Annotated in this window: 8 protein-coding genes; 1 reads left to right on the top strand and 7 read right to left on the bottom strand. The window is 34.3% G+C overall.

Annotated elements, in window-relative coordinates; translation table 11 throughout:
* Positions 1-261: 261 nt before the first annotated feature.
* Positions 262-1,065, bottom strand: coding sequence for a TlpA family protein disulfide reductase (locus KHA98_RS12845; RefSeq protein WP_246522314.1), 804 nt, complete (start codon positions 1,063-1,065; stop codon positions 262-264).
* 67 nt (positions 1,066-1,132) lie between these two features.
* Complete coding sequence (locus KHA98_RS12840; protein ID WP_213258328.1) at positions 1,133-1,363, bottom strand: helix-turn-helix domain-containing protein; 231 nt, start codon at positions 1,361-1,363, stop codon at positions 1,133-1,135.
* Between the two features lie 81 nt (positions 1,364-1,444).
* On the opposite strand from KHA98_RS12840, the gene KHA98_RS12835 reads away from it, so the two are divergent.
* Entirely contained in the window at positions 1,445-1,675 is a 231-nt protein-coding gene (locus KHA98_RS12835; RefSeq protein WP_213258327.1) for a hypothetical protein, read from the top strand.
* Between the two features lie 207 nt (positions 1,676-1,882).
* On the opposite strand, the gene chiA is transcribed toward KHA98_RS12835, so the two are convergent.
* The 5 genes from chiA to KHA98_RS12810 all read right to left on the bottom strand — a co-directional run bounded on the left by chiA (position 1,883) and on the right by KHA98_RS12810 (position 16,187).
* Entirely contained in the window at positions 1,883-6,619 is a 4,737-nt protein-coding gene (chiA, locus tag KHA98_RS12830) for a T9SS-translocated chitinase ChiA (protein WP_213258326.1), read from the bottom strand.
* 482 nt (positions 6,620-7,101) lie between these two features.
* A complete protein-coding gene (locus tag KHA98_RS12825) occupies positions 7,102-9,168 on the bottom strand; it encodes a beta-N-acetylhexosaminidase (protein ID WP_213258325.1) in 2,067 nt (688 codons plus the stop codon).
* Positions 9,169-9,320: 152 nt separating this feature from the next.
* Positions 9,321-11,258 (bottom strand): glucosamine-6-phosphate deaminase, encoded by a 1,938-nt coding sequence (gene nagB, locus KHA98_RS12820; RefSeq protein WP_213258324.1) that lies wholly within the window; start codon positions 11,256-11,258, stop codon positions 9,321-9,323.
* A 114-nt stretch (positions 11,259-11,372) separates the two neighbouring features.
* On the bottom strand, positions 11,373-12,983 hold the full coding sequence (locus KHA98_RS12815) for a SusD/RagB family nutrient-binding outer membrane lipoprotein (protein ID WP_213258323.1): 1,611 nt from the start codon (positions 12,981-12,983) through the stop codon (positions 11,373-11,375).
* Positions 12,984-13,139: 156 nt separating this feature from the next.
* Entirely contained in the window at positions 13,140-16,187 is a 3,048-nt protein-coding gene (locus KHA98_RS12810; RefSeq protein WP_213258322.1) for a SusC/RagA family TonB-linked outer membrane protein, read from the bottom strand.
* Between the last annotated feature and the right edge of the window lie 195 nt (positions 16,188-16,382).

Raw genomic sequence — 16,382 nt, 5'->3', positions numbered from 1 at the left:
TCGTCGAAATGACAAAAATGGGGCTACTTTGCCTGAAAACTTTTCGACTTCATTCTTAATAGCTATCGAAATAAAAGATTAAAATTCTACTTTATACCTATTATTTTACCCAATCTTGTCATTTCGACGAAGGAGGAATCGCACGCGGGATTTCGCAAAGTTTGTCGCCAATCTTTGTAGAGTTTCTAGTGCGATTTCTCCTTCGTCGAAATGACAAAAAATGAGAAAACACCTAACTTTTTGCATCTAACATTTAACTATTTACAACTTACTTTCTTTCGCCAAAGCCACTTCTAAACTTTCAAAATTTGGAAGCACTTTAGAAATCATACCTTCTTTGTTTAAAATAAAATGTGTTGGGAATGAATTCAACTGTAAAGCATTATTCATGTATTCTTTCATGTCTGGAATTACAGAATATGAGAGTGGTTTTCTTGCCAGAAACGTTTTTAACTGCTCTACGGAATCTTCGGCTAAACTCATGAAGACGATATCTTTTCGGTCTTTGTATTCTTCGACTAATTTATTTACCTGCGGAAATTCTCTGATACATGGCGTGCAATGAATGTACCAGCACTTTATAACAATGATTTTTCCTTTCATTGATTCATTCGTAACCAAATTTCCGTTTAAATCTTTAAATGAAAATTGCGGAAATGCCGTCCCTTCCATTTTAAAGTTTTTATAAGCATCAAAACCAATTTGGTTAATGGTTGCTTTTATGCTGGTATCTGTTTTTGGCTGAATTTTGAATAGTTTGTAAACATAAATATTCGGCTCAGATTTTAATCGGACTGGAATGAAGTTTCCGTTTGCAAGCTGATCTAAAAATGTTTCTTTTGAGATTTCTTTTGAAAGAACATCCAACGCCGTAAAATCTCTTGAAAGCATAATGTTTTTGCTTTGATAAACAGACCAATCACTAAAAGTTTTTTGAATTTGAATTGGATCTACTTCGGGATTTCCGAGTTTATTTTGAGCTGTGCTTATTGTGAATATGAAAAGAAGTGTAATTAAACTGATGAATTTCTGCATGGATTCTGAAACAATTGTATTTGAATTCAAAAGTAGTGAAAGTTTTTTTAACCGCTAAGGTGCTAAGGTTTACGCAAAGTTCGCTAAGGTTTTTTCTTTATTTGGATTGAAGACTGAGCAATTCAGTAAGTTCAATATCCAAAGCATTTGCAATTCTAATAAGTGTTTTTATACCAGTGTTTATTTTAGCCCTTTCAATTCTACCAATCTGATTTCTTGGAATACCACAATAATCAGCTAATTTCTGCTGAGATAATCCTTTTTTTTCACGTAATTTCTTAATGTGAATCCCAAGATTTGTAATAAAAACTTCTTCTGAAATATTCATATTTCAAAAGTCATAATATTTTTTTTGAAACATGACACAAATTTGTGTCATAAATAATATATTTGTAAAAAACATAAGATTATGACTACACAAAACCTTTCAAATGAAATTCAGACTAGATTAAACAATCTTTTTACAGATGAAATTGATTGTAAAGAAATGGCAAAAATGATACGCGAAATAAACTACGCGCTTTCATTATCTACCATGCGAGATCATGAAAACATAAAATCTGAAATAAAGAATATTGATGATAATTTTTACTGGCTCAATAAACTTGCAGAAGTTTTAGACCCCTATTTTGAAGTTTAAAATTAGAATTTGTTACAAACAAAAAAAACCCGACAATAAAATTGTCGGGCTTATAATGCGTTCCCCAAGGTGAAAACCAAATAACAAATCACCTCAGTTTGCGCATTTATTCGAAATATAAAATCAGATTAAAAAATAAATAACCAAACTCAATTTTAACCTCCCCAATTTTTTATTTCTAAATTTTGCATTCATCGTACTAAAACCTTAGTTTAAAAAGTTCATTACTTTGAATGATTTTTTGTGTCCTGCTTTGTCAGTTACAATAACTAAAAACAATTGTTTAGTTGAGAAACTTTGATTGTAAAGCACTACTTCTTTATTATTTTGAACGTTTCTGTGACTTGCTACAGATTGTCCGATTGTATTGAATACTTCAACCTGAGCAATATCTTCAGAATCGTTTGTTACAGACAATGCACTTCCTTTAAAGTAAGCTGTTGTAACACTGCTGTTTGAAGAAATATCATCTAGCGCTAATGTTTTTGCTGCTGATTGCGAAGCAAAATAAGCGGCATAGGCTTTAGACAATTCAGATGAATTACCACAAGAAGATGCATCCCAGTTTACCGACCAAGTCATTAAACCTCTTAAAGAAGGATATGGTCCGCCTGGCTGCATTGTGTATGTTCTTCCTGTAAAAGTAGTTCCGGTTCTTAAATAATGCATGGCATTAATTCCTTCTGTCGGAGTTAAATAACCGCTACCTGCTGCACTTGGACATGCTGGTAATGCAATAAGAACTTTTGAAGCTGGTAAGCCATCAAAATGCATTCCTGTTGTACCAATGTTATACCCTTTTATAACCATATCGGTTAGGGCTGTAACCATGTTTGATTTTTTAGCTGAACCATAATATTGGCCATCTAATCCGTTTTCTCCACCTGTATTATACAATTGTACTGCTAACAAATCCATTTCATTACGTAAGTTTTGAATAATTGGCAAGAAAGAACCAAAAGTATCTGTATAAGTAGAATATCCACCTTGTACATATTGTGTTTCCGGAGCTGCAGTTAATAAAAAGCCAGGGCCATAGTATGCTTTTAATTCTTTGAAAGCATCTACTACGTTCTTTAATCTTGGATAAGCAGAAATACCCGCATAAGAAATATCTCTTAAACCTCCTGCATTAAAATTCATCGATCCGCCTTCAAAATCAATATCAACTCCATCAAATTGATACTCGTCAATAATCGCTTTTAAACCATTTACAAAAATATTTTTTTGCGTTACATTGTCTAAAACAACGTGACCGTTTTGACCTCCGATAGAAACAATAACCGGAACTCCACTATCTCTTAATGATTTGATATCATTTTTCAACAATTGCTTATTGAAAACGCCATTGGTCAAATATCTAGTATCATTTGTAGTTAATACTGGTGTATAACCATCACGATTAACAGTTTCTACGAAAGAATAATCAACTACGTTAAACTTACTTCCCACCATTTGAGAAAAATATAAAAATGGTGCACCTGTATTTTCCCAGGAATGTGCGTATCCTAAAAGAACTTTAGATGGAAGCGGAATGAATCTGTTAGTACTTACAGTCGCAATTTTAATTGTATTGTTTAATGTAGTTACGGCAGCTTTATTATCTGTTGCTTTTATTACAACCGGATAATCCTGATAAGCAGTTGGTGTAAAATTATACGAATAAGTATTATTTGTTCCTGCTGTCATATTATATGTACCTCCGTTTATTGTAATTGTAACTCCTGAAACCGTTCCGTCGCTATCAACAGCGGTAACTGAAATTGGCACAACCTGAAAAGTACTTTGGTTTACAGTAGTATTTGATGGTGAATTCCAAGTAATTACTGGTAACGAATTTGGGCAATTTGCACCAGAACAAGTTAATGTAAAACTGTATGTTTTTGAATCTGTTGTTCCGTTTGATGCAGTAGCTGTAACAGTTAACGTATGAGAAAGCGAAAACTGATTTGCAACTGGTGTCCAAACTGATGTATAAGTTCCTGAAGAATTTGTAGCACTTATAGTTTGTCCATCTAAACTAAATACAACAGATGAAATTGTAGTGGCATCTGTAGCACTTAATCCAACACTTGCAACAAAATTAATTGCCGATCCTAAATTTATAGCAATCGCAGATGCTGTTGGCGCTGTAATGGTAACCACTGGTTTAGTCGCAACCACCGCTTCTCTATTAAAATTATAAACTGTTGGAGTTGTTGGAACTGCAAAGTTGGCTAAGTTATTTGGATAATAAGTCACGTCGCCATTTTCCCATCCATTTAGTTTCAAACTTAAAATTTGTGTATAACCCGCTACAACTGAATTATCGAAAGTATAATTTCCTGATGCATCTGTTACTGCCAGAACGCTTTTCCAGTTGTGTGTGCTATCTGTCCAAGGTAAAACGATTTCTACTTTTGCACCAGAAACAGGAGTAGTTCCGTTTTTAACTGTTCCGCTGATTAGGTTTGTCGCTGCCGCTAATGCAACTCTTGCCGTTGAAGTTGTATTAAAATTGTAAACGGTTGGAGTTGACGGAACAGGAAAGTTTGCCAGATTGTTTGGGTAATAATTTACTTCTCCGTTTGACCAAGTGTTTAATTTTAAACTTGTAACAGTAGTATAACCGTCTGTAACAGAATTATCAAAACTGTATTTTCCTTGTGCGTCAGTAGTTGCAATTACACTTTTCCAGTTGTGTGCATTATCTGTCCAAGGTAAAACTAGCTCTACTTTTGCTCCCACAACAGGAGTTGATCCGTTTTTAACCGTTCCGCTAATTTTACTTGTCGTTACAATAACGTCTTGTGCGAAGTTTAGTGTTTTATTAGCATTCAGATTAGAATAAACTGTTGAAGCCGGTGTAAAAGTTTGTCCGCTTAAAGCCGCTGTTACTGTATAATTTCCTGCAGCTGGTAAACTTAATGAATAAGTTCCGCTTGCATTTGTTACAGCAGTAATATTTCCTCCTGTAGAAGATGCTGTAACTGTTACGCCAGAAACCGGAGTTGTAGTATTCAAAACTGTTCCGCTTACTGTATAATAAACTACTGCTGCACCTTGTGTGAAATTCAACGTTTTATTTGCACTAATTGCATTATAAACTGTGGAAGTTGGTGTGTATGAAAATCCTGTTTTTGCAGCAGTAATTGTAAAGTTAAGACCCGCTGTTAAACCTGCAATGCTATAAGCACCACTTGCATTTGAAACCGCAGTTAAAACTGTTGAACCTGATGTTGCAGAAACTGTAACTCCAGATACTGCAGTTGTTCCGTCAAGTACAGTTCCGCTTACGGTGTAAGTTGGCTGTGATCCGTTGATGATAACTGCTGTTTGATTTTGAGTAACATTTATTAATGTTACCGGAGTAAAAGTATAACTCGCTTTTGCAGCTGTAAGATTATAATTTTGTCCAGAAGTTAAATTATTGAAAGTAAAGTTACCAGTTGTTGAAACCACTGTTTGCAATACCGTATTTGCAGCATCACGTAATTCTACTGTAACATCTGTAACTAAAGCTGATCCGTTTTTTACAGAACCAGAAATACTTACTGTTCCCGGAACAACGCTTCCAAATGAAGTATCAACCTGAGTTAATAATGAATTTGGAATTGAACCTCTTGTATCCTGAGACAATTCCCAAATCATACCTCCCCCAAGGTTTTTTGATTTAATGTATTGTACTTTTAAATCCATTGACTGCTTATCTTCATAACTGATAAACTGTTTTAAAGTAGCATTATATAAGTAAGGAACTTTTGTAGTATTGTCAAAATAACGAACCCATCCTGCCGAAGCAGCACTTGCTGTTACCTGCATTGTATTTGGATCTAAGTAAGCATGTGAGTTGGTAACCGGATTTCCGACTAAATCACAAATCTCGATACTTCCCGATTTTTCACAAGCTCCGGCACCATCCCATGTTCCTGTTGGATTTTGTGGATTTGTACATCCTCCAACAATATCTCTTGGAGCCGAAACGAATAATCCGTTTGTTGAGTTAGTAGCAACGTGATCGAATTTTTTTCCATAAAACGGTAATCCCATGATTAATTTATTTGCAGGGAAACCAATTACATTTAAATATTGATTAGTTAATTCGTCCAATGATTCTGATTGTGTTGCACCATACAACGGATCATTTGGATTTCCACTTGCGTATAAAGGAGCATTATAGCATGTTTTGTCATACCAGTTTCCTCCAAAATCATATCCGAAATAAGTGATATAATCGCAGTAAGTGGAAATATCTTCACTCATTCCGTATTGTGCTCTGTTATTTGGTCCTAAATACTGTTTAGAAACATTTCTAACATTGTTTCCTGCAGCAATAGTGATTAATTTATTTGGCATTGCCTGACGCATTGCTTTCAATAAAAGCACTAAATTTTTGTTGTCATCCGGACTGTATTTTTGTGGAGGAACAGGTGCTCCATTCACAATTTCAGTACCGTCGGTTCCGCCAGAAAGAGGATATTCCCAATCTATGTCGAAACCATCAATAAAAGGATAAGTAACAATAAAGTTTGCCATATCTGCTGCCAAAGCTGCTCTTGCAACCGGGCTTGCTGCGATCGGAGAAAGATCTTGGCCTTTTGTCCATCCGCCTACAGAAATTAAAACTTTTAAATGTGGATACTTTTCTTTTAATTTTTTCAAATCATAAAAGTTACCTTTAACAGGAGCATCCCAAGGAATTCCACCTTCCATATGCTCAAAATCGGCATAGGTATCCAGGCATTTTAACTTTGTATTCTCGGGATGAGCGGGATCGTAAGTTGTCCCGTAAAAAGAATAATTTAGATGCGTCAATTTACTTCCATCTATCTTCGGAACATTGAAATCCCGGGCATAAATAGACCATTGAGCATAATACCCCACTACTTTTTTTCCGTGAGCCGGCTGGGCTAACGCGAGTAAGGGAAACAGTAACAAAAAGAGCAATCTGTAATAATGTTTCATAATTAATAAATATTGGTTAATAGAAAATAAATAATTGGGCCACAGCTGCTAAAAAAGCAACCGGGTTTCGCTCAATCGCAAATTGGAAGTCTGCAATCGACTGGAAATAAACTCAAATTACATTCTATAGATAAATATTACTATTACTAACTAGTCATAATCAATAGCAAATAGTCTTGGTTAAATATTTATTTATAATTTTTTCAAAAAATTAATATAAAATACGCAAGCAGATAAATTTGGGGATAACTCATCAATCTTAAATACTTTTTTTGTCATGTTTTTTTATTCTTTCTATTTGGTTTTAAAGGGTTATTACTATGGTTATTTGTGTTCTAAAATTATTTTTTCTTTTAAAATCGGGTTTGATTTTTTTTGTGTTTTGTTAAAATTATCTCTACCAAAAAACTCTGGTAGAGATAAATTAAATTCAGATAATCTAATCACAAAACTTACTAAACATCACTAACTCAAACCAAATTTTATAATAGTTTTTTCAGGCTTTTATAAACTGCCAACTCAACATCTGCATGCTCTTTTGTATTGCATTCTTCAATTAAGTTTTTCAAATCATCAACTTTTAAAGTTGTTTTATTGTCTAAAACCAGTAGCATTTGTTCTGATGCATTACTTATTTTTTTTGCTAATGGAAGAACTGGCTGTACAAGCGGTGCATTTGCACTTAATTCATTTAATTCTTTATTTAAAGCAATCCACTTATTGAAAAATGCTGCTACTTTAGCTTTATTTTCCGGCGTTTTACTGCTTAAATATTGTGCTACTGCATCATCAAAAGCAAGTGCATCTTTTGCATCTGGTCCGCAGGCATCAGCAAAAAGTGTTAATGGAGAATACATTTGATATTCTGTTCCGCCTTTGTTACGCGTATATCCTTTTAATGGTTCGCAAACATTTGAAAATTCTTCTAAGGCATTAATCTTTTGGTTATTTGCAATATTTCTTAAAATCACTGCTTTATTACGAATATGTGTTAATCCCAATTCCTCCAATCTGAATGAATTATAATCCATACGTTTACGCATACTGGCAATATCAGTAATATCTTCTGCCGACCAAAGTCTTTCTGCAATTGCAGCGGTTCTTGGCCAAACTCTTGAATCTATCGTTGTTGATGATGCAAGCTCTGTCCACATTGTAGCTTCTCCGCCTAAAATTCTAGCCTTTTCTTCAGCTGATAAAGTAGCTCCTTTTGGCATTGGGTCATTTAAATAATGACTTTCAACCGGATACATTAAATCAATATAATAACCGTTTGACAGTACTGTTTTATACCCTTTTTTCACTGCATCAACCAACGATTGTCCTGCAACAACTCCTTCATTTGGTCCTCTCCATGAATGGATAATAGCATCTTTTGACATGTTTTTTGTCAAAATCTCTTCCCATCCCATTAATTGTTTTCCGTGTTTTTTAAGCATCGGCACCAATTGCATCGTAAAATAAGTCTGCAATTCGTGGTTTGTAGTTAAATTATTTTTCTTTTTAAACTCCTGAATTTTTGGATTTGCATCCCAGTCTTTTCCTTCGTTTTCATCTCCACCAATATGGAAATAAGCTCCGGTAAATAATGGACAAACCTCATCAAAAATTTCGCTTAGCAATTGATATGTTTTAGGATTTGAAGGATCTAATGTTGGCGAAAAAATACCTGCATTTCTTTCAATTCCATAGGTAGATATTGCTGTACCCTGAATATTTTTTTCGGAAGTTCCTCCAGTCAATGTAATTACTTTACTTCCGATTTCCGGATATGCTGTAAGTATTGCCGAACCGTGACCAGGAACATCTATTTCGGGAACTATTAAAATACCGCGCTCATCGGCATATTTTACGATATTTTTAATTTCCTCTTGTGTATAATACATTCCATCAGACGCTAATTGGATTAGCTTCGGATGCTTTTTCATTTCAATTCTCCATCCCTGATCATCTACTAAATGCCAGTGAAAAACATTCATTTTCATTGCTGACAGTCCGTCAATGTTTCTTTTGATAACATCAATTGGCTGAAAATGTCTTGAAGCATCAATCATTAAACCTCTCCAGGTAAATCTTGGAAAATCTGAAATTTGAGAAACCGGAAAATAAAATGATGTATTGTTATTCTGCAACATTTGCAATAAGGTTTCAAGACCGTGTAAAGCCCCTAAATCGCTCGTTGCATTTATTGTAATTTTGTTTTGTTTAATATCTAAATGATAACTTTCATCTTCATATAGACCAATTTTTCCGCTTTTAGTACAGTTAATCTGAAGTTCTGCTGTTGGTACTTCATTTAATTTTTCGATAAAACCTTGTTCAAAAAATATACCTGTCCTGCCATCTAAGCGACGTAAAAAACGAGTTACTCCTCCATAAATTCTTGGATTTGGGTTTCCGGTAATGTTAACTTTAAAATTTTTGGTTAAAGCAAAATTCCCATCGTTTAAAACAACACTTTGAGGCCACGGCATAAGATTTAATTGCTCTTTTTGAATTTGAGCATTAGATGTTAAACCCGCTAATAGTAGGACAAATAAATATTTCATTTTAGTTTTTTTGTAATGATGTTATCCTGAGACAACATTAATAAATAGATAAAAGAAACTCAGAATGATCTCTAGTGATTCCTCACTAATCGCTATAAATCAATCTGAATTTTGCATATGATTCGCCTCTAACCCCGAATCATAAAATTATTTTAGTAATCAAAACGTTTAAAGGCTTCGATTGCTTCGTATTCTGCAAGACCTAATTCATCATACAGAATTGCAGTATTTTTATTTCGGTCTTCTGCACGTACCCAAAATTCTCTTGAATCATTTCCTTGAAACATCACTCTGTCTTTTTGAGACTGGTGGTATAAAATTGCATGACGTTTTAGTAATACTTCTGATGGAGAAAGCGGCACTGCCATATCAATTTCATTAATATCCCATTCCTGCCATGCTCCACGGTACAGCCACAACCAACAGTCATCCATGTATTTTTCATGCTTCAATTCTCCCATTGCTGCGAAAATTGCATTCAGACAAACTTCATGTGTTCCGTGCGGATCTGCAAGATCTCCTGCTGCAAATACCTGATGTGGTTTTATTTTAGCAATAATATCTTTTACAATTGCAATATCTTCCGGTCCTAAAGGATTTTTCTTCACCTGTCCGGTTTCATAAAACGGAAGATCTAAAAAATGTGTTTTTTCATCTGTTAATCCAATGTATCGGGTCGCCGCATAAGATTCTCTTCTTCTGATAAGTCCTTTTAATTTTCGAACTTCTAAAGAATCAATCTGGTTTCCTGATTTATTGTTTAAGAATTTAATTACTGATTTGAAGTTAATATCTGCCACAGCTTCGCCAACAAAATCGTTGCTTACTTCTGCAAATTTTAATGCCTCATCATCTGTAACTGCTATATTTCCGGAGGTCTGATATACTACATGTACATCGTGCCCTTGTTTTATCAATTTTGAAAAAGTTCCTCCCATAGAGATAACATCATCATCTGGGTGCGGACTAAAAAGAATGATTCTTTTTTTAGCAGGATTGGCTCTTTCCGGACGATGCGAATCGTCAGTGTTTGGTTTTCCACCCGGCCATCCTGTAATGGTATGCTGCAATACGTTGAACATATTAATATTCAAATCATAGGCAGAACCTTCTTGTGCCAAAAGATCAGACATTCCATTGTTGTTGTAATCTCTGTCTGTTAATTTTAATATCGCTTGTTTTGTTTTTTGGCACAACCAAACAATCGCTTTACTTTTTAATTCTTGTGTCCAAATGCATTCTCCTACTAACCAAGGTGTTTTAAAACGTGTTAATTCTGACGCTGCAGACTGGTCTAAAACAAAAGTTGCATTAGGATGATTTTGTAAAAATGTTGCGGGAACTTCTGAGCTTATATCTCCCTGAACGGTTCTTTTAATAATTTCTGCTTTGTTTTGTCCCCATGCCATCAATACAATCCTTTTGGATCTCATAATGGTAGAAACTCCCATTGTAATGGCTCTTTTAGGAACGTTGTCTATACCATTAAAATCTGATGAAGCATCTACTCTTGTAATATGATCTAGAGTAATAATGCGAGTACCTGAGTTAATGTGCGATCCAGGTTCGTTGAAACCTACGTGACCTGTACGACCGATTCCTAATAACTGAAAATCTAATCCTCCTGCACTTTTAATATTCATTTCGTAATCGATACAATATTGATTCAATTCATCAATAGAAACTGTACCATCAGGAATATTAACGTTTTCAGGTTTAATATCAATGTGATTAAAAAGATGCTGATGCATGAAATAATGATAGCTCTGATTGTTTTCTTTTGACATTGGATAATATTCATCCAAATTAAAAGTAATTACATTGCTAAAGCTCAACCCTTCTTCTTTGTGCATTCTAACTAATTCTGCATATACTTTTATTGGTGAAGAACCCGTTGCTAAACCTAATACGCAAGATTTGTTTTTCTCTTGTTTAGATCTGATCAATTGCGCAATTTCCTGTGCTACAATTACTGAAGCTTCGGCAGAATTTTTAAAGATTTCATTATGAATTTTTTCAAATCTGGTCTCTTCAAATTTTCCAGCGCTCTTATAACTAATATCAGGTTTTATTTCTAAAGCACTTTTCATTTCTTTTTGGTTTTTTGGTATGTACAATTTTGGTTTTTTAAAATGGTATAAGCAATTTGCACTGCTTATACCATTTACTAACCAAACTTAAATATTCTTGTAATCTCTCTATTATTAGAATTTATTAACTCCAGTATCCCACCAAAGTCTTGTTGCTCCAGTATCAACTCCTCCTAAAAGACTCACACCTTGTGCATAGCCTGCTGGGTTTGAAGTTTTCTCATTTACATAGAAATTCAATCTTCTAACAAATGTACCATCTGGAATTTTTCCTCCAGAGAAGTTATTTGCAGGTAAAAATAATTTTGGATATCCAGTTCTTCTTGTTTCAGCCCACGCTTCTTGTCCGTCAGGGAAAATAGCAATCCATTTTTGAGTAATAATTTTTTGCAATTTCACTTCGTTAGACGCAGCATCAGACCATTTTACTGTTACCAAATTTTGTGCAGCAATATTATTTGTAGCATTTAATGGGTCTGTAAAAGCAGCTGGTAATGCAACATCATCATTAGTATAAGTTGATGCGCTTCCTGCACCAAGTTGTGCAAATGAAGTTGCAATTCCTGACTCATAAAATGATTGAGCAGATCCACCAACATTCCATCCCTTTAATGCTGCTTCAGCTTTCAGGAAGTGAGATTCAGATGCATTAAACCAAGGAATCATGTCATTTTCTACAATAGGTCCAACTTTAGAGAATAAATCTGCTTTAGCTGTTCTATAATCGGCATCAACAATAGATCCCATTCTAATACCTTGGTAAATACCTCCGGTACCTGTGTGAAAGAAAGTTGCTCTTCTTGGATCATTATAACCATTCATAATAGAAGTAATTGCTCCACCTGCGTTGATATCTGCCCAAGGACCTGTATAAGTTTTAACAGGGTGTTCAGCTAAATAAGCCATATTCTCAAGATTTGTTGTAATTACACCATAACCTGCAAGAGCTGCTTCACCTTCTGCTTTTGCTTTAGCCGGGTCTACGTTAGAAATTCGCATTGCTAAACGCAAACGTAAAGAGTTAGCAAATTTTAACCAATTCAATACTTTACCTTTAGCTGTAGTACCATCTGTTGGATCATTAATATCTGTGAAGAAAGTTACGTTTTCAGCTTTCTTATCTGGATCTGCAGCAAGTTCTGCAGCAATTTTAGTATTTAAAATATCTACAGCTGTTTTTAATTCAACAAAAAATTGATCATAAACTGCTTTTTGAGAATCGTAAGGAGTTGTTCCGTCAGGGTTTCCAAAACCGGAATATACAATTGGTCCGTAATAATCAGTTGTTTTATGCATTGCATATACTTTTAAGATTAAAGACCAGGCATAAAACTGAGGATATTTTTCTTTTGTTAATTTCTCAAGATTATAAGCATTTACCATTTCTCTTTGATACTTCTGAACCCATTCAGCACCATTCCAACCATCTAGTAAAGCATAGGTAGAGTTGTTTGCATTACCTTCAAAATCATGAGGCGTCCCCATATATCCCGAAAAGATATCTGCATTTAAGTTAAACTGAATATCTCCCTGCCAATCATCTGCAACCAGGATATACATTCCTCTTTGCATTGTTTTAAGAGGCGCCTTTACCTGATTAAAATCCTGTTCTATCTGACCGTTACTAAAACCAGTCTCGTTAGTATTTATATCCTCAAAGTTACTTGTACAGCTGGCAAATGCAAGAGCTAAAGCTGAACCAAATATTAATAATTTATTTTTCATCTGTGAATTTTTATCGTTAATTAAAATCATTTTTATTGATTTATAAGCCAACCCATTTAGGGCTAAATTGTTTGTTGTTTTACATTTTTCTACATTCAATCAACAAACAAGATTCTCTTACAACAACCAAAAGGTTTTGTCCTTTTATTATATTATTTAGAAAGTTAAATTTAAATTAACACCAATACTTCTTGTTGATGGAGCACCAAAAATATCAACACCTTGTAATCCTTCTCCAGAACTTAATGTTACGTTTGGATCAAACGGAGCATCTTTGTAGAAGAAAAATAAGTTTTTACCAACAAGTGCAAGATTCACTGATTTAAAGATTGTTTCTTTACTGAAGTCGAAAGTATATCCTAATGAAAGCTCACCTAATTTAACATTTGTTGCTTTGTACATATACTCTCCAGTAGCACCAGCTCTATCTCCAACTGAACCGTAGTACTTTTCTGCAGTCATTACAGTTACCGGATTTCCTTTATCATCAATTGCGTTTACTTTAACTCCTCCAGCATCTCTTGCATCACCTGACGCTTTAGATACACCATAAGAATCCATCATAGCCTCAGTTAAACTCATTACATTACCACCAAATCTACCATCAATAAGTACATTTAAAGTTAATTTTTTGTATTTGAAAGAGTTTGAAAAACCTAACATGAAATCAGGGTTTGAACTTCCCATGTCTACCCAGTCCGTTTTTTGAGCTACAGCTGCAGCTCCAGTACCAGCAAGTAGCATTTGACCTTGTTCATTTCTCAAAATATTCTTCCCTTGAATTGTCCCGAATGGTTGTCCTTGTTTCATAACATATCTGTAACTATTTGGATCTCCATTAGTCAAGATAACTGTACTAACATCTCCATTTGCACCTGTACCTAAATCAAGTACTGTATTTTTGTTTGAAGCATAATTTAATCCTAGATCCCAAGAGAAGTTATCATTTGCAATTGCTTTAGCAGTTACAGAAATCTCAAAACCTTTATTTTCGATACTACCAGCATTAAATGCATAGTTTTGATATCCAGTAGTATTAGGAATTGGAGCCGGAGCAGTAATTAATTGATTTTTAGTTTCATTTCTGTAGTAAGTAAAATCAAATCCTATTCTATTATTCAAGAATCTCCACTCTGTACCAAATTCGTAAGAGTTTTGCATTTCCGGTTTTATAGAAGTTCCTGGTTTTGGACCAACATTTGGAGCTGTCACAATACCACCAACCAAAGTATTTACTGGTGTAGTTAAAAAAGGAGCAACATCATTACCAACCTCAGCATAAGAACCTCTTACTTTTGCATAACTTATTGCCTCTGGGAATGTTACCATTTGACTTAAAATAGCTGACAAACCTACAGAAGGATAAAAGAAGCTTAAATTATCTGTATTAACCAATGTTGATGACCAGTCATTTCTTCCTGTTACATCAAGATAAACCATATCTTTATAACCAATAGTTGCACTTGCAAAAACAGACTGAACTTCTTTTTTACCACCAATTGTGTGTGCATTTCTTTCAGCAGATACAAAGTTACCAGTATTAAACCAGTTTGCATTTACTAGGCCATTTTTTTGACCTGAATCACTTACAAAAGCATCATTAATTGTAGATTTTGTTAAACTCGTACCAACCGTAGCACTGAATGAGAAATCATCGTTGAATTTTGTATTAATAGTAGCGATTAAATCACCATATAACTGATAACTTTCACTATCTGAATAGATGTATCTACCTGTAGACGGAGCCAATGTTTCATTTGTTCCTGCATACATTCTTTTATCAAATGTATTATACAATCTGTTATAACCTCCTCTGGCTTTTACATTTAACCAGTTGTTTGCTTTATATGTAATAGCAGCAGAAGTAATTAATGATTGATTTTTATCGATAGAAGCGTTTCTGTTTAAAATCCAGCCTGGATTTTGAATAATATCTGAAGTCGCTGATGGCCATCTTTGAGTCATTAAGTTTCTAGAAGGATCAAACACTTCATAATTCTTGTAGTAATCATTAAAATCGTTACCTCTTGGAAACAAATAAACTCCTGTTAATGGGTTAAAATATAATCCATTTGTTGGCTTATTATTGATCTTTTGTTCAGCATAAGATAATGAAGCATCAACAGTTACTTTATCATCAAACAATTTAACACTTTGACGAAGTGCAATATTATTTTTCTTAAACTCGTTTGTTGGTATTACTCCATCAACGTTAGTGTTTGCGTAAGTAAGGCTAGTTGTTGCTTTCTCATTACCACCATTTATTGAGACAGAGTTAATCATTGTTACCCCAGTATTATAAAAACCTTTAACATGATCAGGAGAATTTTTTGCTGCTCCCCAAGATTTATCAGATGCGCCATCTGCACCATAATTAGTTTGAAATTCCGGTAAAGAAACTACATTATCTACAAATACACTTGCATTATAATTAGCTGTTACTTTTCCTTCTTTACCTTTTTTAGTTGTTATTAAGATAACACCATTTGCTCCCTGAGAACCATATAACGCAGAAGCAGAAGCTCCTTTAAGTACTGTCATAGATTCAATATCATCTGGATTCATCATTGAGATTGCATCTCCACCATCTCTGTTACCTCCGGCTGTATCACCAAAAACCTGGTTTGCCATAGCAGAAGTAGAGTTTAATAACGGAATTCCGTCAACAACATATAATGGCTGATTGTTTGTAGCAGATGAGTTACCACGAATAGTTACTTTTACTGCACCACCAGCTCCAGCAGAACTTTTTCCAACAATTAAACCTGCAACTTTTCCAGATAAACTATTCATTAAGTTGGCATCTTTAACTCTTGTTACCTCTTCACCTTTTACTTCTTGCGCAGCATAAGTAAGCGTCTTTTTTGATCTTTTAAGACCTAAAGAAGTTACAACAACTTCATTTAATGCATTAGATGCTGCCGGAATCATTTTTACATTAATTGTAGTAGCATCTCCTACAACTATAGATTGTGACTCAAGACCTACATAAGAGAAAACCAATGTTTGTCCTTTTTGTGCCTCGATTGTGAACAATCCGTCAAAATCAGTACTAGCCCCTTTTTGACTTCCTTGTACCGCAACAGATGCGCCTGGCAACGGCATCCCATCAGAACCTGTAATCACACCTTTAACATTCTTTACCTGAGCAAGCGAAACCTGCGCAGTAAAAACAATCATAAAGATTAAGAAAATTTTTTTCATGTTTATTTATTTTGTTAGTTATGGTGTAAATTTATTCTTAAGGGATTGTTAAAAAAAATAATTTATACAAACAGCTTCAAACTTTAAACAAACGACATAAAACATTCAATAATGCGCGTTACGAAAACGTTTTCAAATCGATATATTTTTATTTTTTAAGCATTATTCAATATTATATTCAACAAATCCACTTAT

This window comes from Flavobacterium branchiicola (assembly GCF_018383905.1).
GTDB lineage: Bacteria > Bacteroidota > Bacteroidia > Flavobacteriales > Flavobacteriaceae > Flavobacterium > Flavobacterium branchiicola.
The sequence above is the reverse complement of the archived record's forward strand: the minus strand, read 5'-3'. Positions and strand labels throughout refer to the sequence as shown.

Bases quoted from the DNA above. Each gene is read 5' to 3' on its own strand.
- nagB (WP_213258324.1), bottom strand. From the start codon at position 11,258: ATGAAAAGTGCTTTAGAAATAAAACCTGATATTAGTTATAAGAGCGCT.
- KHA98_RS12810 (WP_213258322.1), bottom strand. From the start codon at position 16,187: ATGAAAAAAATTTTCTTAATCTTTATGATTGTTTTTACTGCGCAGGTT.
- KHA98_RS12825 (WP_213258325.1), bottom strand. From the start codon at position 9,168: ATGAAATATTTATTTGTCCTACTATTAGCGGGTTTAACATCTAATGCT.
- KHA98_RS12835 (WP_213258327.1), top strand. From the start codon at position 1,445: ATGACTACACAAAACCTTTCAAATGAAATTCAGACTAGATTAAACAAT.
- chiA (WP_213258326.1), bottom strand. From the start codon at position 6,619: ATGAAACATTATTACAGATTGCTCTTTTTGTTACTGTTTCCCTTACTC.
- KHA98_RS12840 (WP_213258328.1), bottom strand. From the start codon at position 1,363: ATGAATATTTCAGAAGAAGTTTTTATTACAAATCTTGGGATTCACATT.
- KHA98_RS12815 (WP_213258323.1), bottom strand. From the start codon at position 12,983: ATGAAAAATAAATTATTAATATTTGGTTCAGCTTTAGCTCTTGCATTT.